The sequence below is a fragment of the Bacteroidota bacterium genome (genome assembly GCA_016183775.1).
GTDB lineage: Bacteria > Bacteroidota > Bacteroidia > JABDFU01 > JABDFU01 > JABDFU01.
Window position 1 is genome coordinate 58,363 of sequence record JACPDY010000119.1, and the last position, 21,259, is coordinate 79,621.

19 protein-coding genes are annotated in these 21,259 nt (G+C 40.7%); 11 read left to right on the plus strand and 8 right to left on the minus strand.

Translation table 11 applies throughout. From position 1 onward, the window contains the following. Positions 1-39 precede the first annotated feature (39 nt). From HYU69_14310 to HYU69_14325, 4 genes are read right to left on the minus strand one after another with little or no spacing between them, the layout of a single operon-like run. On the minus strand, positions 40-2,511 hold the full coding sequence (locus HYU69_14310) for a bifunctional UDP-N-acetylmuramoyl-tripeptide:D-alanyl-D-alanine ligase/alanine racemase (GenBank protein MBI2271514.1): 2,472 nt from the start codon (positions 2,509-2,511) through the stop codon (positions 40-42). Positions 2,512-2,540: 29 nt separating this feature from the next. Further along, a complete protein-coding gene (locus HYU69_14315) occupies positions 2,541-2,897 on the minus strand; it encodes a DUF86 domain-containing protein (protein ID MBI2271515.1) in 357 nt (118 codons plus the stop codon). Next, positions 2,884-3,174 carry a nucleotidyltransferase domain-containing protein gene (locus HYU69_14320; protein ID MBI2271516.1) on the minus strand — a complete coding sequence of 97 codons (291 nt, stop codon included), beginning with the start codon at positions 3,172-3,174 and terminating at the stop codon, positions 2,884-2,886. The genes HYU69_14315 and HYU69_14320 overlap by 14 nt, the downstream gene beginning before the upstream one ends. Positions 3,175-3,197: 23 nt before the next feature. Next, complete coding sequence (locus tag HYU69_14325) at positions 3,198-3,770, minus strand: thymidine kinase (protein ID MBI2271517.1); 573 nt, start codon at positions 3,768-3,770, stop codon at positions 3,198-3,200. 143 nt (positions 3,771-3,913) lie between these two features. Here HYU69_14325 and HYU69_14330 point away from each other — a divergent pair, with 143 nt between their 5' ends. From HYU69_14330 to purD, 3 genes are all read left to right on the plus strand, one after another. Continuing rightward, on the plus strand, positions 3,914-4,444 hold the full coding sequence (locus HYU69_14330) for a GNAT family N-acetyltransferase (GenBank protein MBI2271518.1): 531 nt from the start codon (positions 3,914-3,916) through the stop codon (positions 4,442-4,444). 181 nt (positions 4,445-4,625) lie between these two features. After that, positions 4,626-6,170, plus strand: a complete 1,545-nt coding sequence (locus tag HYU69_14335; protein ID MBI2271519.1) for an acyl-CoA carboxylase subunit beta — start codon at positions 4,626-4,628, stop codon at positions 6,168-6,170. 75 nt (positions 6,171-6,245) lie between these two features. Further along, positions 6,246-7,520 carry a phosphoribosylamine--glycine ligase gene (purD, locus tag HYU69_14340; GenBank protein MBI2271520.1) on the plus strand — a complete coding sequence of 425 codons (1,275 nt, stop codon included), beginning with the start codon at positions 6,246-6,248 and terminating at the stop codon, positions 7,518-7,520. Positions 7,521-7,572: 52 nt separating this feature from the next. On the opposite strand, the gene HYU69_14345 is transcribed toward purD, so the two are convergent. Further along, positions 7,573-7,752 carry a hypothetical protein gene (locus HYU69_14345; GenBank protein MBI2271521.1) on the minus strand — a complete coding sequence of 60 codons (180 nt, stop codon included), beginning with the start codon at positions 7,750-7,752 and terminating at the stop codon, positions 7,573-7,575. Positions 7,753-7,828: 76 nt separating this feature from the next. Between HYU69_14345 and HYU69_14350 the strand changes: the two genes are divergently transcribed. The 5 genes from HYU69_14350 (at position 7,829) to HYU69_14370 (ending at position 11,690) form a co-directional block, all read left to right on the plus strand. Next, positions 7,829-8,815: a hypothetical protein gene (locus tag HYU69_14350; protein ID MBI2271522.1), complete on the plus strand. Its 987-nt coding sequence runs from the start codon at positions 7,829-7,831 to the stop codon at positions 8,813-8,815. An 87-nt stretch (positions 8,816-8,902) separates the two neighbouring features. Next, on the plus strand, positions 8,903-9,598 hold the full coding sequence (gene purQ / locus HYU69_14355; GenBank protein ID MBI2271523.1) for a phosphoribosylformylglycinamidine synthase subunit PurQ: 696 nt from the start codon (positions 8,903-8,905) through the stop codon (positions 9,596-9,598). Between the two features lie 109 nt (positions 9,599-9,707). Continuing rightward, complete coding sequence (locus tag HYU69_14360) at positions 9,708-9,902, plus strand: cold-shock protein (GenBank protein MBI2271524.1); 195 nt, start codon at positions 9,708-9,710, stop codon at positions 9,900-9,902. Positions 9,903-10,208: 306 nt separating this feature from the next. Next, complete coding sequence (locus tag HYU69_14365; protein ID MBI2271525.1) at positions 10,209-11,303, plus strand: hypothetical protein; 1,095 nt, start codon at positions 10,209-10,211, stop codon at positions 11,301-11,303. Between the two features lie 9 nt (positions 11,304-11,312). Further along, positions 11,313-11,690 carry a DUF1987 domain-containing protein gene (locus HYU69_14370; GenBank protein MBI2271526.1) on the plus strand — a complete coding sequence of 126 codons (378 nt, stop codon included), beginning with the start codon at positions 11,313-11,315 and terminating at the stop codon, positions 11,688-11,690. A 133-nt stretch (positions 11,691-11,823) separates the two neighbouring features. Here the strand turns inward: HYU69_14370 and HYU69_14375 are convergent, their stop codons facing one another. After that, positions 11,824-13,707, minus strand: a complete 1,884-nt coding sequence (locus tag HYU69_14375; protein MBI2271527.1) for a SpoIIE family protein phosphatase — start codon at positions 13,705-13,707, stop codon at positions 11,824-11,826. Between the two features lie 382 nt (positions 13,708-14,089). On the opposite strand from HYU69_14375, the gene HYU69_14380 reads away from it, so the two are divergent. The 3 genes from HYU69_14380 to HYU69_14390 are packed head-to-tail and all read left to right on the plus strand — an operon-like array spanning position 14,090 to position 18,749. Beyond that, complete coding sequence (locus tag HYU69_14380) at positions 14,090-15,871, plus strand: FAD-dependent oxidoreductase (GenBank protein ID MBI2271528.1); 1,782 nt, start codon at positions 14,090-14,092, stop codon at positions 15,869-15,871. Next, on the plus strand, positions 15,862-17,694 hold the full coding sequence (locus HYU69_14385; protein ID MBI2271529.1) for a 2-oxoacid:acceptor oxidoreductase subunit alpha: 1,833 nt from the start codon (positions 15,862-15,864) through the stop codon (positions 17,692-17,694). Before HYU69_14380 ends, HYU69_14385 begins: the two co-directional genes overlap by 10 nt. 2 nt (positions 17,695-17,696) lie before the next feature. After that, entirely contained in the window at positions 17,697-18,749 is a 1,053-nt protein-coding gene (locus HYU69_14390) for a 2-oxoacid:ferredoxin oxidoreductase subunit beta (GenBank protein ID MBI2271530.1), read from the plus strand. Here HYU69_14390 and HYU69_14395 read toward each other — a convergent pair whose 3' ends face one another. Continuing rightward, positions 18,750-19,982 carry an ATP-binding protein gene (locus tag HYU69_14395; GenBank protein ID MBI2271531.1) on the minus strand — a complete coding sequence of 411 codons (1,233 nt, stop codon included), beginning with the start codon at positions 19,980-19,982 and terminating at the stop codon, positions 18,750-18,752. Between the two features lie 266 nt (positions 19,983-20,248). Further along, a complete protein-coding gene (locus HYU69_14400) occupies positions 20,249-21,229 on the minus strand; it encodes a hypothetical protein (GenBank protein ID MBI2271532.1) in 981 nt (326 codons plus the stop codon). Between the last annotated feature and the right edge of the window lie 30 nt (positions 21,230-21,259).

Here is a 21,259-nt window from a genome sequence, read left to right on the forward strand (position 1 = left end):
AAAATAAGTATCTATTTCGGCAAAGGCAGTGAGGCGAGGCTACTCCTGGTAATAAACCCGCTTCACCCTTCTCGACATACTCGTCAATACCTCATAAGGAATAGTTTCTGCGTCATTCGCGAATTGCGTTACAGGATATTCTTTTCCAAACACAATAACTTCATCGCTTTCATTTGCGGGAATTCCTGTAATATCCAACATGCACATATCCATGCATACATTGCCAACAATAGGTGCGGGTTGCCCGTTCACAATCATTTTGCCTTTGCCATTACTTAGTCTTCTGTTTAATCCATCGGCATAGCCAATGGGGACAGTGGCAATACGCATGTCTTTTTTCGCAAAGAACTTCCGGTTATAACCAATGCTTTCTCCTGCTTTAATGTCTTTGATCTGCGATATGGTGGTTTTAAGTGTATTCACGAACTCCAATTGTTTTTGCTCCTCCGCATTGCAGCCAATGCCGTACAGACCAATGCCCAGACGCACCATGTCGAACTGGGCTTGTGGGAAACGGCTGATGCCCGCGGAATTAAGCATGTGACTTAATACAGGATAGTTAAGCGAAGCTGCAATTTTTTTCTGCATTTTTTCAAACCGTGAAATTTGTTCTTTTGTAAAATCATCATGTTTAGCTTCATCAGCTGATGAGAGGTGAGAGAAGATTGATCGAACGTGAATGGTTTTATTCTCTTTTAAAAATGCGATCAATTCATCCAGTGTATTTTCTTCAAACCCTAACCTGTGCATACCTGTATCCAGTTTTATATGGATAGCAGCGGGTTTATCAGATCTGGTTAAAGCCACATTGCGTTTCAATGCTTCGTTAAACAATCGGATAATCCGCATGGAAAAAATTTCCGGTTCCAGTCCGTATTCGATCATCGCATCATAACCTTGTTCTTCCGGGTTCATAACCATTATAGGTAGTGTAATTCCTGCCTTCCTCAATTCAACTCCTTCATCGGCATACGCCACCGCTAAATAATCAACATGATGAAACTGCAATACATTCGCGATCTCGTAGCTGCCACTACCGTACGAAGAAGCTTTTACCATAGCCATGAGCTTTGTTCCTGGTTTTAATTTAGAGCGGAAATAATTCAGGTTATGCACAACAGCATTCAGATTTATTTCCATCACAGTTTCGTGAGCTTTTCGTTGCAGCAGTTTACTTATACGTTCAAACCCGAAAGTCCTCGCGCCTTTTATCAGGATGGCTTCATCATGAAAGCCGATATCACCATGATGCTTTAACAGGTCTTCTGTGCTGTCGTAAAAATGTTTGTTGATCGTAAATAATTTTGATTGCCGCTCAATGGCTTTGCCAATGCCTATCAGCCTGTAAATGCCTTTGGTTTCCAGCAGGTGTGCCACTTCTTTGTATAGTCGTTCTTCGTTTTTTCCACTTTGTAAAATATCGGAAAGTATAACTGTTTTTTTGATGTGTTGTTTGTGCTGGTTCAAAAAATCGAGCGCGATGTTCAATGAGCCTAAGTCGGAATTGTAACTGTCATTAATGATCGAACAGTTGTTGATGCCTTCCTTCATTTCCAAACGCATGGCGACAGGGCTCAGTAGCTGCATGCGCTGAGAGATGAGCGCAGACGAATAGTTTAAGTGCAAAAGTGTTGCCCAGCAATTTATAGCATTTTCAATGGAGGCATCATCGGTAAACGGGATCTCAATTTCAATTGTTTTCTTTTTAAATAAGCCTTCTATACTTGTATCATGCGGTTTTCTTTTGATACCTGTAATAATCAAATCGGCCCCTGTTTTTATCGACCAACTGAATGTGTTTTTTTGTTTCGCAGTCTGTATTTGTTTGTGTATCCCGCTATGGTCTTTGCAATAGATCAATGAAGAACAATTCTTAAACAATTTGAGTTTTTCCTGCATTTTTAAAGTGTGATCGGAAAAACTTTCATCATGCGCCTGACCTATATTGGTAATAAGTCCGATGGTAGGCTGGATAATTTTCTCAAGTTTTTCCATTTCACCGGGCATGGATATGCCGGCTTCAAAAATTCCAAGCTCATGTTCCTTGTTCAATTGCCATACTGATATGGGAACACCTACCTGCGAGTTATAACTTTTAGGACTGCGGACAATATTTTTGTCTTCCCGCATAAGTTGGTACAACCATTCTTTTACAATGGTTTTTCCGTTACTGCCTGTTATGCCAATAACAGGAATATTGAATTGTTTACGATGATAAGAAGCCAACTGCTGAAGTGCTCCAACACTATCTTTGACGTTCAAAAAGCAGGCTTCAGGATAGGTTGAAGCGTTTTCCGGTAATTGTTCAACAACAAAACAGCGTACTCCTTTTTCATAAAGCGCAGCAATAAATTTATGTCCATCATGCCGCTGCCCGTTGATGGCAAAAAACAAACTGCTATGCGTCGAGATAATATTCCGGCTGTCAATAACAAGGTGTCGTATGCCGTCAATACTTTCGCCCGAATGTGAGGCATTTATTATTGCGGCTATTTGTGCTGATGAGTACATGTAGTTTTTTTTGAAAGATGTCATTCCTTTCACAATGTACCTTCAAAGACTTTAATAATGGAAGTGATTTGTTCTTTTAAAGCAGGAATATCAATCTGAATTGTTGCCCAAACCTCACCCGCATCAACTCTAAAATATTCATGAACAAGTAAATTTCGGAATCCTTTGATTTTTTCCCACTCAACAGTTGCGAATTGTTTTCTTGTTTCCGCTGAAATATTAGCTGACGCCTCTCCGATTATTTCAAATTCGCGAATGATCGCGGCTTGCCTGAGTGTGTCTTTTAAAAACACCCTGGCATCCATACCTGCCGAAAACTCTTCGATAAGAAGAATCGCAGTTTTGATGTGCTGTAATCGTACAAAGTCGCGCTCAGGGTTTTTCATACAAAATTTCTATGTCGTTTTGTATGTAAGGAATAACAAAAGAGGAGATGCCTTTATCAGTACCTAGATCAACATGAAGTCCAAGTATTTTTTCTAATTCAATTCTATATCCGGATAAAGCCATAAGTCCAAGCGGCCTTTCCGGAGTTACCAAGATATCAATATCTGAGGATGTTTTTTGCTCATTACGGGCATAGGAACCAAATACGGAAATCTTCTTTACCGGTTTATCAACGAAGTAATTTTTGATTTTCTGGTATATATCCTTCTTGTTCATAAAGACAAATTTAACCTTTTCTTTTAAGAATTTTGATTAAAACAACTTCTGCACAAAGCCTCATAATTGCTTGTTTCACCAAGCATCACAAGGTCATCATTTGTTGTTTTCCTGTATGAATGATTAGCAAGGTCTCCGCAACGGATACAGATAGCATGTACTTTGGTAACATATTCAGCGCAGGCCAGTAATGAAGGCATAGGGCCAAAGGGACGTCCTTTATAATCCATGTCCAGTCCGGCAATGATAACCCGTATTCCTTTATTGGCAAGCGTTGTGCAAACTTTCGTAAGCCCTTTATCGAAGAACTGGGCTTCATCAACACCAATTACATCGGTGGCTGTAGCTTTTTTTAGTATTTCCGACGAGTCACTAACGGGCATAGAAGGGATCTCACTGTAATTGTGTGAAACAACCTTTTCTTTATTATAACGGGTATCTACCGCGGGTTTAAAAATTTCAACTTTAAGCCTTGCAATTTGTGCGCGTTTAAGCCGGCGGATAAGTTCCTCTGTTTTGCCCGAAAACATAGAGCCGCAAATGACTTCAATGCAGCCCTTGCGGAATAATGAGGACGATGTGTGTTCAACAAACATAATACTTCTTTTGTCTTCCTTTCCGCTTCAGGCACAGAGGAACGGAAAGGAGAGTGGTTTTAACATTTTAAAGTTAACAAAAGAATTGAAGCTGTTATTTTGCTATACGCTATTGAAAGTATTTTTGGGGATTGTATATTGCTATGGAAAAGCTTGTGATCAATGATGACCTGTATCTTTCAGCCCCGGTGGATGCCGACAAACCCGCTTTGGTGCAATATCTTAATGATGAAGACATTTATCGCAACACGCTGCGGATACCCCACCCCTATACGGAAAAAGACGCTGAAGATTTTTTGAATCAATGCAGGGAAAGGCGGAAAAAATATGGCCGTAATTTATCCTGGATCATCCGCAGGAATAACGGAGAGGTAATGGGTTGTATAGGTTTTCAGCTGAATTATGGCATTGATTCGCATCGCGATGAACTGGGATATTGGATGGCTAAACCTTACCGCGGGCATGGAATAATGACTAAAGCATTAAAGCGATTTTGTGACTATGGTTTTAGTTACGTTGGCTTGATAAGGATAGAGGCTGTTGTTTTTGAGAACAATAAAGCATCTGAGCGGATCCTTCAGAAAAATGGCTTTAAGCACGAAGGAATGATGAAAAAAATCTATGAGAAGAAAGGTCATTATATTGACGGACAGATGTATGCCCTTGTGAAATAGAAGCACAATTCATTTTTTTAAATACAAAGTCAGATTTACACCAGGGTTATGATTAAAGACCTTTTCAATAATTATTGGAGGGGCTTTTTAATTAAAGACCTGCCGACCTGCTCCGGTATTTTGCTATTTTTGAAAGAGGATTTGGTTATATTTAGACAGGATTAATGTTTAACGGAAGCATATGCAAAAAAAGATAGAGCACCTTAATAAAAAGATTGCTGAAGCACAATTGGGAGGAGGCCAGGCCCGTATTGAATCGCAGCATAAAAAGAAAAAATTAACCGCGCGTGAGCGTTTGCACCTGTTGCTGGATGAGGGTTCTTTTGAAGAGATCGGGATGTTTGTAACACATCGTTCCAACGAGTTTGGCTTAGAGCGCGAAAAATATTTGGGAGATGGCGTTGTAACAGGCTTTGGAACCGTTAATGGCCGTTTAGTATATGTTTTCTCTCAGGATTTTACTGTGTTTGGAGGTTCTCTTTCCGAAACGCATGCTGAGAAAATTTGCCGTATCATGGACCTGGCTATGCAAAATGGCGCTCCTGTGATCGGCCTTAATGACAGCGGCGGCGCGCGTATACAGGAGGGTGTTGTTTCATTAGGCGGCTATGCCGATATATTTTATCGTAATACAAGGGCATCGGGAGTTATCCCTCAAATATCCGCCATTATGGGTCCGTGTGCGGGTGGCGCGGTGTATTCCCCCGCCATAACCGATTTTGTTTTAATGGTGGAAAATACATCTTACATGTTTGTTACAGGTCCCAATGTTGTGAAGACTGTTACACATGAGGAAATAACATCGGAAGAGTTGGGTGGAGCTTCCGCGCATTCAACCAAATCAGGTGTAACACATTTTTCATGCGCCAATGAAGTGGAATGCATAAATAATATTAAGCGACTGCTTAGCTACATGCCTCAAAACTGTGAGGATGATGTCCCGGCTCTTGAATATGAGATTTCAGGAAATGAAAAGCGTCCCCAGCTTAATTCTATTATACCCGAAAACCCTAATCAGCCGTATGATATACGTGATGTGATCAGTGGGGTGATCGACAGCGATACATTTTATGAAGTGCATAAGAATTTTGCCGAGAATATTGTGGTTGGCTTTGCCCGCCTCGGCGGAAGAAGTATTGGCATAGTGGCTAACCAGCCCGCGTTTCTGGCTGGTGTGTTGGATATTAATTCATCCGTGAAGGCGGCACGCTTTGTTCGTTTTTGTGATTCGTTTAATATACCATTACTTGTGTTTGAAGATGTACCAGGTTTTTTACCCGGTACCGACCAGGAGTGGAATGGCATTATCTCTAACGGGGCTAAATTGCTTTACGCTTTTTGTGAAGCAACAGTGCCGCGTATCACGGTTATTACGCGTAAAGCTTACGGCGGAGCCTATGATGTGATGAACAGCAAACACATAGGAGCGGATATGAATTACGCCTGGCCGACTGCGGAAATTGCCGTGATGGGAGCAAGAGGAGCTGCAGAAATAATTTTCAAAAAGGAAATATCGGAAGCTAAAGATCCTTCAGTTAAACTTAAAGAGAAAGAGCAGGAATACATTCAACATTTTGCGAACCCCTATCGTGCTGCAGAACGGGGCTATATTGATGAAGTGATATTGCCTGAAGATACCCGGGTTAAACTTTTGAAAGCATTTAAAATGTTGGAAAATAAAGTTGATGTATTGCCGAGGAAGAAGCATGGGAATATCCCTTTGTAAAAAAATAGTTGGCGGTTGGCAGTTGGCAATGTGTTTTTGCCAATTGCCAATTGTCAATTGCCAACTCTAATAATTATGAATATCCTCTTAATTGGTTCCGGTGGCCGTGAATGCGCATTTGCATGGAAATTGGCACAAAGCCCAAAACTTAAAAAACTATTTATAGCACCTGGTAATGCGGGTACTCAGGCATACGGAACAAATGTTGCTATTCCGGAAACGAACTTTGAAGCCATTAAAAAATTTGTACTTGAGAATGGCATCAACATGCTTATTGTTGGTCCTGAAACACCTCTTGTAAAGGGGATACACGATTTTTTTTTAGCGGATGAAAAATTAATGCACATTACGGTAATCGGCCCGAAAAAAGATGGGGCGCAATTGGAAGGCAGCAAGGATTTTTCGAAACGTTTTATGCAGCGTTATAATATCCCAACCGCCGCATATCAGACATTTACAAAAGAAACATTAGGAGAAGGATTAAAATTCCTGGAATCATTAAAACCTCCTTATGTATTAAAAGCGGACGGACTTGCTGCCGGTAAAGGAGTGCTTATTCCCACTGCGCTCAATGAAGCGAAAGCGGAATTGAATGAAATGCTGGCGCTTGCCAAATTCGGTGATGCCTCCGCGAAAGTGGTGATCGAGGAATTTTTAAAAGGAATTGAATTATCTGTTTTCGTTTTAACGGATGGCGAGAGTTATAAAATTTTACCTGCGGCCAAGGATTACAAACGAATAGGAGAGGGCGATACAGGTCCAAATACAGGAGGCATGGGTGCTGTATCACCTGTTCCGTTTGCCAATGCGGAGTTTCTGAAAAAGGTTGAAGAGCGGGTTGTGATCCCCACAATAAAGGGACTTAAAAAAGAGGGAATAGTTTATAAAGGATTTATTTTTATTGGCCTGATGAATGTTGGCGGTGAACCTTATGTTATTGAATACAACTGCCGCATGGGCGATCCCGAAACCGAAGTGGTTATACCCCGTATTAAGTCAGACATCATTGATCTGTTTGAAGGTGTTGCAAATGGAAATTTAAGCACAAAAAAAATTGAAGTTGATGAACGGTTCGCGACAACGGTAATGCTTGTGGCTGGTGGCTATCCCGGTGATTACGAAAGGGGGAAGGTGATAGATGGACTTGATAAAGTTGAAGGCAGTCTGGTATTTCATGCCGGCACTAAACAACAGGGAAGCCGTGTTGTAACAAATGGAGGCAGGGTTTTAGCGCTCACATCCTTTGGCTCAACTATAAATGAAGCTTTGCAAAAGAGTTTTGGAAATGCTGAGAGAATCAAGTATGATGAAAAGTACTATCGGAAAGACATCGGTTCAGATCTAAAATAAAAATCCCGTCCATTATCCTGAACGGGATTTTAAATATATAGTAAGCATAGGCTTATTCCAACGTGCCTTCTTCGTGCGCTTTCTTTGAATACTTGCCTTGTACCCATAGCCAGATTATCATAGCGATAAAGCCAACAACTATCATAAAGAAATTGTACTTATTGCCAACATGTGGCATGATCTTGAAGAATTTTTGGCACAAGTGGCCAAATCCGTTAAAAAAGTCTGTCATTGTTAATCGATTTTAAGTACTATTTCCACAAAAGTAAAAATAAAATTGAAAATTTGTATAAAATCATTCCCTTAAAATGCTGGTTCGCTTTTTCAGGTCACATCAGCCTGTTTTAATTATTATAATCCCTGTTTTAGCTGTATTGCTGTGGCTGCCTGCTTTTATTCATCCAATCCTGCCTATTGTAAAACACCAGATGCCTTTATTTGAATTGGTGGTGAACCCTTTGTTGGCTTATCCCCTTTTATGTACCATTGTTGCGTTCATTTTACTGATCATACAGGCGTTCTTATTTAACTATATAATTGATAAATATGAAATAACCGGTAAACGCTCCTATTTACCTGTATTGATGTATATTGTTTTCACTTCCTTTTCGCCGGAGTTATTGCGGCTTCACCCGGGTTTGTTCGCCAATATATTTATTTTACTGGCTTTGAATCGTATTTTGGCTACTTACCGCAATACTTCTGCCCTTTCGCCCTGTTTCGATGCGGGGTTCCTTATAGCAATAGCTTCGTTATTTTATTTCCCTGCTGCATTGCTGATCATTTTTGTCCTGATCGCAGTTCTCGTGCTTTTGCCTTTTTCGTGGCGCCTGTGGGCCATTGTTATATTGGGTTTTTTGCTGCCATATATTTATGTGCATACCTGGTATTTTTTATTTGAAGGGACCGAATACCTGTGGATCGATCGGGTATTATTTCCTGTTATTGATCGGGATACAGCATTCAGCGGGGAAATGGCTCAGCCTTATTCGGAACTTATTTTGTTTGTGGGAATAGCCGCTGTGCTTTCGATCGGTCGTGGTGCCGATGCCGCCAACCGTTCGGTGCAGCACAGGAGCACAATAGCTGTTTTACGTTGGTTGTTTGTAATTGGCGCTCTTACTTTGCTCATTACGCCGACCTTGAGTTATATTTATTTTTTTGTGGCTCTTTTACCCCTGTTGGTACTTATAACAGGTTATTTTTTATGGGCAAGGATGGTTTGGGTAGCCGAAATAGTAATATGGATGCTGATATTGACTATTGCGTACAATCATTTTAGCATAAGTTATTAAGCAGGAATAAAACAATAGTTTTTCTAATGTTTAACTAGGGGTAATTTTGTAAGTTTACTTCTTCAAAAAACAAAAACAAGACCGATCATGAGTAAATTTGGTGTGGTTATTTTCCCGGGTTCCAACTGCGATCAGGACATGATATATGCGCTGCGCAATGTAATGGGACAGGATGTTGTTGAGTTATGGCACAAAGACAAGGACCTGAAGAATTGCGATTTTATTATACTTCCAGGAGGGTTTTCCCACGGGGATTATTTACGTTCAGGAGCGATCGCACGCTTTGCGCCGATTATGGAGAAGGTGATTGATCATGCGGCAAAAGGGGGATATGTTTTTGGCGTATGTAACGGTTTTCAGATCTTATGCGAAGCCGGTTTGGTGCCGGGTGCTTTACTGCATAATACCGAGCGCAGGTTCATTTGTAAAAATGTATTCATTAAAGCCGAGCATAATGAGACTTTACTCACATCAGGCATTCCGATAAATAAGGCGCTTAAAATTCCTATTGCACATGGAGAGGGAAATTATTTTATTGATGCAAAAGGCCTGGAAAAAATAAACAAGAATGGACAGGTGCTGTTCCGTTATTGTGATGATAGAGGTAATGTAACTCCGGAATCTAACCCGAATGGTTCACTTGATAATATTGCCGGGGTATGTAATGCCGGTAAAAATGTGTTCGGAATGATGCCTCATCCCGAGCGGGCTTCCGATCCTGAGTTGGGTAATATGGACGGAATGGTCCTGTTTCAGTCAATTTTAGGTACTGTGTTACATTAGGACAACCCAATAAGTATCTGATAATAAGCTAATTATTATATTTTTGACTATCTTTTCTCAGGATGTCAAATAATATTAATATCTTGTCGCCCAATTTAAAAATAAAAATATGCAAAAAGGTACAGTAAAATTTTTTAACGAAACTAAAGGATTTGGTTTCATTACACCTGAGTCTGGTGAAAAAGACGTCTTTGTTCATTCGTCAAGTTTAAACGGCGCACACATTCGTGAAAATGACAAAGTGGAATTTGAAGTAGAAAGTGGCCCAAAAGGTCTGAATGCTACAAATGTCAGAGTTATCTGATTCGAAAGTATAAATTTTCGACTATTGAAAAAACATGCCTGCGGGCATGTTTTTTTTTGGCATAAAAAGCGTGATAGGAATCATACAAAAGATACGCAGATTTATGACCTTTTCGGTTATCTGCTTTAGTTGGGTTTACCCCCCGATTTGAAAATCACCCAAAAGGTAGCAATGAAATAAAACCTGAAAGCATAATTTTCTTAATCGTCATGCACTGGAGCTTTTTCTAATGCATAGTTTGGGATAAAAGGATTTTATACTAAATTCACACAAAACATTGCGAGACCTCAATACGTTTAATTATTAATGGAGCCAAGAGCAGCATACCGGTATTTTAATAAGCTGGAAAAAGATCAATTCAGTCTTATTTACCTGGGAGAGTTTGATGATGAACTCACTTCAACCCTTATGCGGATTAATGATACGAGTGTTCGTGAGTCGCAAGTGCTTAAAAATAAACTTTCGTTTCTTATCGCCGAATGTTTTCAGAATATCATCCGTCATGCGGATAAGCCAGATCTGGTTAACAGAACCAACAATAAACCGAAGATGTTTTTATTGAGAAACATTGGCAGTGCATTTTATATAGCATCAACTAATTTAATTGATAATCAGAAACAGGCAGGATTAACGTCAAAACTCAAGTCGATAAATACGCTTTCACAGGAGGAGTTGAAGGCTGCATACATCAGTGCCCTTGCCGTAAATGAATTTTCTGAAAAGGGCGGAGCGGGATTGGGCCTTATAGAAATGGCGAGAAGATCCGATTGCCGCCTCGAATACGATTTTGAGTTTGTTAATTTCTACTTCTCGGTTTTTTATATGCAGCTCCGGGTATTGGCCTCAAAGGAAGAAACTAATTTGCCTTCAGCCATTACACTTAACAGCACCAAGGAATTGTATAACGCTATGCTGGCTGAAAATGTGCTGATGATTCGTAAAGGAGATTTTTCACAACAATCCATCCTTCCTGTTTTGCAGCTTATCGAAACCAATATGAATTTACAGAAGAAGTTACCTAAACTTAGCAAAAAGGCAGTATATATGCTGGTTGAATTACTTCAGAATATAAGCAAACATGCCGCGGAACATAATGGTATGCGTGAGGGTATATTTATAATAGCCGTTAAGAACAATAAATACACACTTACCGCGGGTAATTTCATTCACAACAACGAAGTGGAGCCGCTAAAAATAAGGTTGAAGGAGGTTTCGGCCCTTGACCCTGCCGCTCTGGCCGAAGTTTACAGATCAACCTTATTGGAAAAAGAGAGTGTTCCCGGTGAGGGTGCGGGTATGGGCCTTATTGAAATATGTAAGTACAGCAGTGAGAAAATAAAACATACTTTTATACCTGTTACAGATACACTGTCATTTTTTTCATTGAACATTACTGTGTAACTTTATGTCATGGGAAAGTCGTTAAAGCTTAAAGGAACAGAAGATACGCCAGAAGTTACCTTAGATGAGGAAGCCAATGAGTTTGTCATTAGCGGCAGATCATTGCCTGAAGACGCTGTGGAGTTTTACCGGCCAGTTATTTCCTGGGTGAAGGCTTACGTTCAGAACCCCAACCCGGACACGGAATTTCAGATCAAACTCCAGTATTTTAATTCAAGTTCTGTTAAGCAGGTATCGGATCTGCTGGTAACACTTGAAGGTATAATAAAAGCAGGTAAAAAAGTGAACGTTATCTGGTTTTATGAAGAAGGCGATGAACTGATGGAGATAAAAGGCCAGGAATTTAAATCGGTGCTGAGTATTCCGTTTGAGTTGAAGGTATATTAGAGTTTTGTTTGAACCCTATTTCGCATATATCAGGCTATTTGATTGATTAAATTGTCGGCTGGGGTGAGTTTTTGGATGGTTATTTCCGACATCGTTATTTAATTTGTTCCCATCCCTTTTGTAAATACAACTTTCAAAACCTCAACCCGATCACCAGCATATCATCGATCTGTTTGTAATTTCCTTTCCAGTTTTTCATGGTTTGCTCAACGGTTTGCTTTTGTTTGTCCATATCCAATGGCTGAATATCAAGGAGCATTTTTTTAAATTGTTGTGTGTTGAATTTCTTGTTGTCAGTGCCGCCGAATTGATCCATGTATCCATCTGTGAACATGTATAAGGTCATGCCTTCATGTATTGGGATCTGTTGTGTGCTGAACTCAACGGCAGTGTTTTTTCGCGCCGCCGATCGTATACCGCCTATGGCTTGCATATCGGCCTTAATAATGGTAAGGGTATTGCCCCTGACAATATATATTGGATTCATTGCGCCGGCAAACTGGATTATTTTTTGTTGGTGATCGATCACGCATAGCGACATTTCCATTCCATCCTGGCAATTGATCTCGCTTGCATTTTGATTAAGGGATTTAAAAATACCTGCATGCAATAATTCTAAAACTGCAGAAGGTTCAACTATCTTTTTCTCGTTTATAATCTCATTTAATAATGTATTGCCTATCAATGACATGAATGCCCCGGGAACTCCATGCCCAGTGCAGTCGACAGCCGCTATCACTATTTTGTTCCCGATCGCTGACACCCAATAGAAATCGCCGCTTACAATATCCCTGGGTTGATAGTAAATAAATGAATGCGGGAGTAATTTTTGAATATCACTTTCCTGCGGCAGAATAGATTGCTGAATGTACTTGGCATAATTAATACTATCGGTTATTTTTTTTGTTTTCTCTTTCAGTAAAATGTGGTTTTTCTTTTTGTCTTTGGAGTGTTTGAAAAGAAAGAACAGAAAGGCAAACACAAGTGCCAAACTGAATATGGCCAGGTATAATAAATTGCGCTGAGTGGTGATCTGGTTTTTTTGCATTGCGATCATCTTTTTCGCGCCGCTTAGTTCAATTACAGCTGCGTTCAACAGCTCTTCCCTTCCTTTAATAAGAAGGCTGTCCTCGGCTGTTTTGGCGTTTGCTTTATCTTCTTCGAGTTGTTTTCGCGCCGCTTCGATTTCAGATTCGCGCGATCGCATAAAGTCTTCTGAGAATTGGTCTACCCCGATATTGGAACCTAATTTAAACCTGGAAGTAAATTTGCGTACGGTATCAGCCGGAGGAGGCGTCTCTGTATTTTCAGTAGTAGTTGCCGGTACCGGCTTTGTCATCTTTTTCCATTTTTTTACCTGCGCCGTTGTTAATATGTTTTTCTGATCATTAATTACATTGTCCCTGTTTTTCAGGACCGCCCGCTTCATCAGTGATGCAGATGTGTTTGGTTCTTCCTGCCGTGCAAAGAGCCCGCTTTTAACCTTAACCTGTGCCGGCTCAAAGTCCATCATTTTTTTTCGCACATCATAGTATAACCTGCCAAAAGGTTGATTTACCTGGGTAGTATCTTTCGACAAAAAGCTATTCATTACCAATTCGGCTCCGATGAATTTTATGCCGATTGCAGCTATTTCCGGGGGAACAGCGCGTACATCGATAAGGAAAATGGTTTTTGTACGGCCGTTTTTTGTTAGTTCAACCCGATAAATCTTGCCCAGGGCCAACCGCAACTCAAATTCACCCTTTTTGTTTGTAAGAGCTGTAAATACTGATGTTCCGCTTTCCAATACATTAATTGCAACTCTTTCAAGCGTACCTTCAAGTATGATTGGTTTTTCTTTCTGAAGTAATTTTCGCGTAGGGTCGTGGTTGTAACCCGATACCAGCCCTTCAACCACAATTATACCCCCATTAGCCGACTGCCCAAAGCAAGACGGATGGAAGTAAGGCAATAATGAGAGAAGAAGCAGGAGAAAAAACGATCTGTTTTTCAATGTTTCACGTTTATGTCTCAAACCTACATGATTTTTTTTCAAAAAACACATAAACTATAATGAAAAAATAATGCAGGTTCCCTGCCTGCAGGCTTCTGACTTTACAATCTTTAAACTTTGCAGAAGAAAAATAATAATTCAAAGGTTAGTTTTATAGTTATACCATCCGCTAAAATAAAGGGTCTGTGGTGTAATACCTGTCAAAAGAGAAAAACTGTTCAAATTTAGACTAAAATATATCGGGCATCGGTATTAGAAAAATATCAACCTTATTTCGATTGTTTCAGTATGTTTCGGGAGGAAAGCAGACCCCCTAAAATATTGTGATTTCGCTGTCTAAACTGTATGATGTTATGGTAAAAAATATTATTTTTGAAAGCATTCTTAAAAATTAACCTGGGAAATGAAGCCAACCGATATTAAAGACCCTGAGTATTTCCACAAAGTGGTTGATTGTCAGCATGCTTGTCCTGCTCATACACCTGTTCCCCAATATATAAGACTTATTGCGGAGGAAAAATATGCCGAGGCCTATATGATCAATTGGGATTCTAACGTATTTCCCGGAGTTCTGGGTCGTACCTGTGATCGTCCATGTGAACCTGCCTGCCGTAGGGTTCGGGTAGAGGAAGAGCCGGTAGCAATTTGCCGCCTTAAACGTGTTGCAGCCGATAACAAAGGAGATGTTAAAAAGCACATGCCACAAGGGCCATTCAAGCCAAATGGTAAAAAAGTGGCTTTGTTAGGTGCTGGTCCTGCTTCGTTAACTGTTGGCCGCGACCTCGCTACATTGGGATATGAGATCCATTTGTATGATGAGCAAAAAAAAGGGGGAGGTTTCATGAGGAGCCAGATCCCCGCTTTTCGTCTTCCTGAATCGGTGCTTGATGAAGAAGTGAATTATATACTTGACCTTGGAATTCATACGCATTTCAATACATACGTATCAAGCCTGAAGGAGATCCTCGATAAAAATTACGATGCTGTTTTTATTGGTACCGGTGCTCCAAAGGGCCGCGACCTCGATATTCCGGGACGTAAAGAAGGTGCATCCAACATCCACATTGGAATTAACTGGTTGAGTAGTGTTGCGTTTGAACACACCAATAAGATCGGTAAAAAAGTAATTGTACTTGGAGGAGGAAACACCGCTATGGATTGTTGCCGTACTGCGCGCAGGTTAGGTGGTGAACAGGTAAAGGTTGTTGTACGCAGCCCTTTTGCCGAAATGAAAGCTTCTCCCTGGGAAAAAGAAGATGCTCAGCACGAAGATATTCCGATTATTGATAATCATGTTCCGAAATCCTTTGTCATTGAAAACGGCAAATTGAAGGGCATGAAATTTGAAAAAGTGCATGCAGTTTATGATGATAAGGGTAAAAGACAATTGGTTCCAACAGGAGAACCGGAAGTAGTTATTGAAGCGGACGATGTGTTGATAGCTGTAGGGCAGGAGAACAGTTTTCCCTGGATCGAACGTGATCTTGGAATTGAGTTTGACAAATGGAACATGCCTGTTGTGGATAAAGTTACGTTTGCTTCCACGCATAAAAAAGTTTTCTTCGGCGGAGACGCTGCTTTCGGTCCAAAGAATGTGATTACGGCTGTAGCTCATGGGCATCAGGCTGCTGTGTCCATTGACCTTGTATGCAAAAAGGAAGATATAAATAAACGCCTTTCGCCTTATGTGAATCTTGTAAGCCAGAAAATGGGGATACACGAATGGGCTTATGATAGCCAGGTGGTGACGGATAAAAGATATATTGTTCCGCAGGCCGATAAAAAGCTAACCCTTGCAAACCGTAAAAAAGAGGTTGAGCTTGGATTTGACCATATCACCGGATTCAAAGAAGCTGAACGTTGTTTGAATTGCGACATGCAAACGGTTTTTACCACGAGCAAATGCATAGAATGCGATGCCTGTGTTGATATTTGTCCGACATCGTGTATTACGTTTACGGAAAATGAAGAGGAGCCGGAATTGCGTAAGCACCTGAAAGTACCGGCTACTAACCTCACCCAGGATCTGTATGTGTCCGAAACGCTTCCAACCAAAAGGGTTATGGTGAAGGATGAAAATGTTTGCCTGCATTGTGGTTTGTGTGCAGAGCGTTGTCCTACTTCGGCATGGGACATGCAAAAATTCTTTTATAATGTTACTAAAGCAGGGAAAGCATGTCAGTAAGCAATAGTAAGGTGAATGATTTTGTTGTAAGGTTTGCGAATGTTAACGGAACAGGATCAGCGAGCGCCAATTTTCTTTTTACAAAAGCCATCTTCAGGATGGGTATTTTTGTAACTCCCAAAAATATTTTTCCTTCCAATATACAAGGCCTGCCTACCTGGTATGAAGTGCGTGTAAGTGAGAAGGGCTATCTGGGCCGCAGGGAAGGGATTGATCTTGTGGTAGCTGTTAACCCCCAAAGTATGTTAAGCGATGTGGCAAGTGTAAAGCCGGGCGGTTATTTTTTATATGACAATTCGAAGAAATTGCATTCACAATATATTCGTGAGGATATCAATTACATTGGTATTCCATTGATGGAGATGTGTAACGCCGCCTATGCGGATCCGCGCCAGCGCCAGTTGTTTAAGAATATTATTTATGTAGGCGCGCTTGCTGCTCTTTTTGACATTGAGTTTAAGGTGCTTGAAGATCTTTTGGCGGAACAATTCAAAGGGAAGGAAAAGCTCATTCCAATGAACGTAAAAGCGTTGCAAATGGGAGTCGACTACATCCATAAGAATTTTAAATATCCGTTGGATATTCGTGTTGAACGCCGTGACCTGATCGGTGATCATATCATGATGGAAGGAAATGCAGCTTGTGGGCTTGGCGCTGTGTATGCGGGAGCAACAGTGGCTGCGTGGTATCCCATTACACCATCAACATCAGTAGTTGAGGCATTTGGTAATTACGCGAATGAACTCCGCGTTGATAAAAAAACAGGCAAAAAGAATTTCGCAATAGTGCAGGCTGAAGATGAACTGGCGGCGATTGGGATGGTTATCGGCGCTAACTGGAACGGCGCAAGGTCATTTACATCCACCAGTGGCCCGGGAGTATCATTGATGAATGAATTTCTCGGCCTTGCTTATTTTGCTGAAGTGCCTGCTGTGCTTATAGATGTTCAGCGTACAGGACCTTCAACAGGTATGCCAACACGTACCCAGCAATCAGATGTGTTTTTAGCAGCTTACGCATCGCATGGCGACACAAAGCATGTGCTGCTTTTCCCTTCCACGCCGAAAGAGTGCTTTGAGCTGACGGCTGACGCTTTTGATCTTGCAGAGGAATTGCAAACCCCGGTTATGGTGATGACTGATCTTGATCTCGGAATGAATGATCATATTTCGGCTCCGCTTGAATGGGATGATAAACGTAATTATAAAAGAGGAAAGGTATTGACCTCTGATGATCTTGAAAAGATACAGAAATTCGGACGTTATCTGGATGTTGATGGCGACGGGATACCTTATCGTACTTACCCGGGTACCCATCCGACAAAGGGTTCATTTTTCACCCGAGGTTCCTCGCGTGATGAATACGCGGTTTATACTGAAGATTCAGCAGCCTACCAACGTAATATGGAAAGGCTGGTTAAGAAATGGAACACGGCAAAAGGAATGGTTCCCTCACCGGTTGCTTACCAGGATAAGAATCAGTTTAAGCACGGTGTTATTTTCTTTGGTACTTCAACGTATTCAACGGAAGAAGCGATCGATCTTTTGAAGGAGCAGAAAATATTTGTTGACGCTTTGCGACTCCGGGCATTCCCGTTTAACAAGACGGTTGAAGACTTTATTAATTCACACGAAAAAATATTTGTTATTGAGCAGAATCGAGATGCGCAATTACGCAGCTTATTGATGATCGAATTGGGAGCTGATCCGAAGAAACTTATTTCTGTTTTGAATTATGATGGTCTTCCGATCACCGCGGATCATATTCTGAAGCAGGTGACCCAAAGCTTAACACCTTCACCAAAATTGAACAAGGCCCTTTAAATATGACATACGTTCGTCCGAAATTTCGTCACCCTGAGTTACCAAAAAATAAATTAGGGTATACCATTGATTACTATGAAGGTTCGCTTTCAACGCTGTGTGCTGGTTGCGGACACGATTCCATAAGTGCGGGTGTGGTGCAGGCCTGTTATGAAATGAATATTGAGCCGCATCGTTTGGCTAAGCTTTCTGGCATTGGTTGTTCTTCAAAAACTCCTGCCTACTTTCTCAGTAATTCTCATGGATTTAATTCTGTACACGGTCGAATGCCTTCGGTGGCTACAGGTGCCAATCTCGCAAACCGTGATCTTATTTATTTTGGTGTGTCCGGTGATGGCGATACAGCCTCAATAGGTATGGGGCAATTTGTGCACGTTATACGCCGCAACCTGAATATGGTTTATGTGGTGATGAATAATGGTTGTTATGGTCTTACTAAAGGCCAGGATTCGGCTACAGCGGACGCAGGATCTAAAAATAAATCAGGTTCGGTTAACTTATTTGAGTCGATTGACCTGGCGAGTTTAGCTATTGAACTTGGTGCCACTTTTGTCGCGCAAAGTTTTTCGGGAGATAAAGCTCAGTTGGTTCCATTGCTCAAAGCGGCTATGAAACACCCCGGGTTTGCATTTATTAATGTGATATCTCCCTGCGTTACTTTTAACAACAATGTTGGATCAACAAAATCATACGATTATGTACGCGAGCATGTGGACGCAACCGCTACAATAGATTTTGTTCCTGAAATGGCCGAGATTACCGCAAATTATGATGAAGGAACATCTAAGAAAGTTAAAATGCACGATGGTTCATCTATTCAATTGCGTAAGCTTGCACAGGATTGGGATCCGCTCGATAGGCAATCAGCGATTAATGCTGTTTTGAACGCGAAGGCAAAGAGTGAAATTCTTACCGGTCTTTTATATATTAAACCTGATTCCGTTGACCTGCACCATTTGCTCCAGACAAGTGATAAACCACTGAACGCACTTACTAAAGAAGTGCTTTGTCCCGGGTCGGAAGTGCTGAAGGGGATCAATGGGGAACAGCGGTGATTACAATAGTAATAAATCCATTGCTTTGCGGGTCTCTGTTTGATAAACCAATGGTTTTAAATTAAAACCGGGATAACCTTCTTTAAATTTCTTGTACTTGCTTGCTTTAAATTCCGTTTCGGAAAATTTCACTTCATAGGCTTTTCCGCTATCTAAATGCTCTTCAATTATAAAATCTACTTCATTACCGTCTGCGGTGCGCCAAAATCTTAAAGCATCCGGGCCATAAATATCCCGCAAACGAATGAAAGTGTAATTCTCAGTTAATTCACCTTTGTCAGGCCGTTGATCAACTTTCCCGAACGTATTACATAAATAATTTCTCATTCCGAGGTCGTGAAAATATATTTTTGGCATTTTTGTCAATTCTTTTCTAATGTTGCTGTATTTGGGTGGAAGCAAATGAATATGAAAACATTTACGTAATAAATACAAGTAGTTTTCAATTGTACCAACGGCTGTTTTTAATGTATTGGATAATTCATGTTGATTTACGAGACTCCCGGTTTGCTTGGCCAGTATTTTCGCCAGGTTGAAAAATTTTAATTCTTCCCTTACATCCGCTTCCAGCACATCTTTTTTCATATAGCTGTTTACCAATTCAGCCAATAGCTCCTTTTTATTATTCAGGCCATTTTCGAGAACAACAGCCGGGTAGCCGCCATAGTTTAAATACTCATCAAAAAGCAGGCGTATTTGTTTTTCTTTTAATGATCTGTACGTTACGCGCTTTTGCATCAACGCGTATTCCTTTATCAGATCGCCGGCATTTTTAAAATGTAAAAATTCGGTGAAGGATAGGGTATATAATTCAAATATTTTTTTTCTGCCGGCAAGCGAATCTTTAAAATCGCGGTTGATATAAAACGCGCTGCTGCCGGTGGCCACAATTTTTACCTTGCTCTCATACTTGTCGTATAAAAATTTCAGCAGGTTTATGGCATTTGCGGCGTATTGTACTTCATCAATAATTACATACATCCGCTCGGCAGGTTTTAAATCTTCCGGGTGAAATGTATAATTGAATATTTTCTCGGGATGTGAATTAACTTCTCCTAAAATTTCAGGGTCTTCAAAAGTGAGGTAATATACTTTCTTATTTTTCTTTTTAAGGTGTTCCGTCAATTGCTTTACAACGGTGGTTTTGCCAACTTGCCGGGCTCCAATAAGTATGCTATGCCTTTTATCAGGCAGGTGCTGTATTAATGATGTAAGTATTTTTGCACGATTCATACTACTGCAAATATAGCGCTTTTTCAATTACCAATCGAAAAATATCGGATAATATTAGATTACTAATCGAAAAATATCGATTTCTATTAGAAAATGACTATGTTTAGGATGGGGCGGATGTTCTTCGGGCTGGGATTGTCATTGATTTTATTTTGTTGAGATGGAAGATTTTTAAGAAAGTGTCCCACCAGCGGATTAATAGAATCAAAAGGCCATTCCAAGTATAATGAAATTTATTTTCATGTCATTAACTTGTCTAAAGACAATTACTTATACCCCACCAACTGCCCCAGCAAATTCGCGTCGGTAATAGATGCGAGGTTAAGCGTAACCTGCATGCCGCTGGTAACAGTAATGTCCTGCGCCTGGTAGGCCATTGAGTTGTTTTGGTTAACATCTTTACTGATGGCCACCACTGTTAATTTTGTTCCGACAGGAATTGGCTGTGATGTGAGGTTATATACCTGCATCATGCTGTGAATGTCTTTGAAAACGAGAAATACATCAATATTTTGAGTGTTGGTTCCCTGGGAGGTAAATGAGATGGTTGTGGTAGGAGCTGCACTGCTGAAAAGCCTCGCACAATTTACCCAGCCCATGCGGGCAATGTCCATTGCATAAGCAGGAGCAGCAGTGTTGGTTACCGCGGAGAGGAGGTCTGGGTTAATAGATGCATCAAGATTGGCAACATTGCTGGTCCAATCATTGAGGCTGCCATTTGTGAAACCATAAAAAACACTCATTGCACTAAGAAGAGCGGTGCTGCTGGTATCCAATAACATTGAATATTTTTTTCCCGGCTTCAACACAAGTTCTGTTGTGCCTTTGAATGCGCGTATTCTTATTTCTCCGCCTGTTTCAGTTATTTTTCCTCCGGCAATAGGAGGGAGGTTGGAAAGGATCATGTCTTTTATAGTATACACTTCAATCAGTTTAAGCGTAAACGGGTAAGTAATGCTTTGTCCATTCGGATACATAAAAATGCTGGCATCACCCGAAAGTATGGTTCCTTCTTTCCCGATAATAGGTGCTGTGCCGGGAGTATCAACAGTGAAGGTCTGCTCAGGTTGTTTGTATTGATTATAAAATGAAGCCGGAGAAGCATAATCCGGTCCTGTTTTTGTATCTGCCCGTTTCTTGGCGCAGGAAGAAAAAATAATGATGCCCAGTAAAAAAGCAATCCTGACAATGTTAGTCAGAATGCCCGGGTTTAGAAAAGTTGTGAATCTTGAAGATGTGTTAGTCATGGTAATTATGTTTTTGTCTGGATTTATTAC

Bases quoted from the DNA above. Each gene is read 5' to 3' on its own strand.
- HYU69_14310 (MBI2271514.1), bottom strand. From the start codon at position 2,511: ATGTACTCATCAGCACAAATAGCCGCAATAATAAATGCCTCACATTCG.
- HYU69_14315 (MBI2271515.1), bottom strand. From the start codon at position 2,897: ATGAAAAACCCTGAGCGCGACTTTGTACGATTACAGCACATCAAAACT.
- HYU69_14320 (MBI2271516.1), bottom strand. From the start codon at position 3,174: ATGAACAAGAAGGATATATACCAGAAAATCAAAAATTACTTCGTTGAT.
- HYU69_14325 (MBI2271517.1), bottom strand. From the start codon at position 3,770: ATGTTTGTTGAACACACATCGTCCTCATTATTCCGCAAGGGCTGCATT.
- HYU69_14330 (MBI2271518.1), top strand. From the start codon at position 3,914: ATGGAAAAGCTTGTGATCAATGATGACCTGTATCTTTCAGCCCCGGTG.
- HYU69_14335 (MBI2271519.1), top strand. From the start codon at position 4,626: ATGCAAAAAAAGATAGAGCACCTTAATAAAAAGATTGCTGAAGCACAA.
- purD (MBI2271520.1), top strand. From the start codon at position 6,246: ATGAATATCCTCTTAATTGGTTCCGGTGGCCGTGAATGCGCATTTGCA.
- HYU69_14345 (MBI2271521.1), bottom strand. From the start codon at position 7,752: ATGACAGACTTTTTTAACGGATTTGGCCACTTGTGCCAAAAATTCTTC.
- HYU69_14350 (MBI2271522.1), top strand. From the start codon at position 7,829: ATGCTGGTTCGCTTTTTCAGGTCACATCAGCCTGTTTTAATTATTATA.
- purQ (MBI2271523.1), top strand. From the start codon at position 8,903: ATGAGTAAATTTGGTGTGGTTATTTTCCCGGGTTCCAACTGCGATCAG.
- HYU69_14360 (MBI2271524.1), top strand. From the start codon at position 9,708: ATGCAAAAAGGTACAGTAAAATTTTTTAACGAAACTAAAGGATTTGGT.
- HYU69_14365 (MBI2271525.1), top strand. From the start codon at position 10,209: ATGGAGCCAAGAGCAGCATACCGGTATTTTAATAAGCTGGAAAAAGAT.
- HYU69_14370 (MBI2271526.1), top strand. From the start codon at position 11,313: ATGGGAAAGTCGTTAAAGCTTAAAGGAACAGAAGATACGCCAGAAGTT.
- HYU69_14380 (MBI2271528.1), top strand. From the start codon at position 14,090: ATGAAGCCAACCGATATTAAAGACCCTGAGTATTTCCACAAAGTGGTT.
- HYU69_14385 (MBI2271529.1), top strand. From the start codon at position 15,862: ATGTCAGTAAGCAATAGTAAGGTGAATGATTTTGTTGTAAGGTTTGCG.
- HYU69_14390 (MBI2271530.1), top strand. From the start codon at position 17,697: ATGACATACGTTCGTCCGAAATTTCGTCACCCTGAGTTACCAAAAAAT.
- HYU69_14395 (MBI2271531.1), bottom strand. From the start codon at position 19,982: ATGAATCGTGCAAAAATACTTACATCATTAATACAGCACCTGCCTGAT.
- HYU69_14400 (MBI2271532.1), bottom strand. From the start codon at position 21,229: ATGACTAACACATCTTCAAGATTCACAACTTTTCTAAACCCGGGCATT.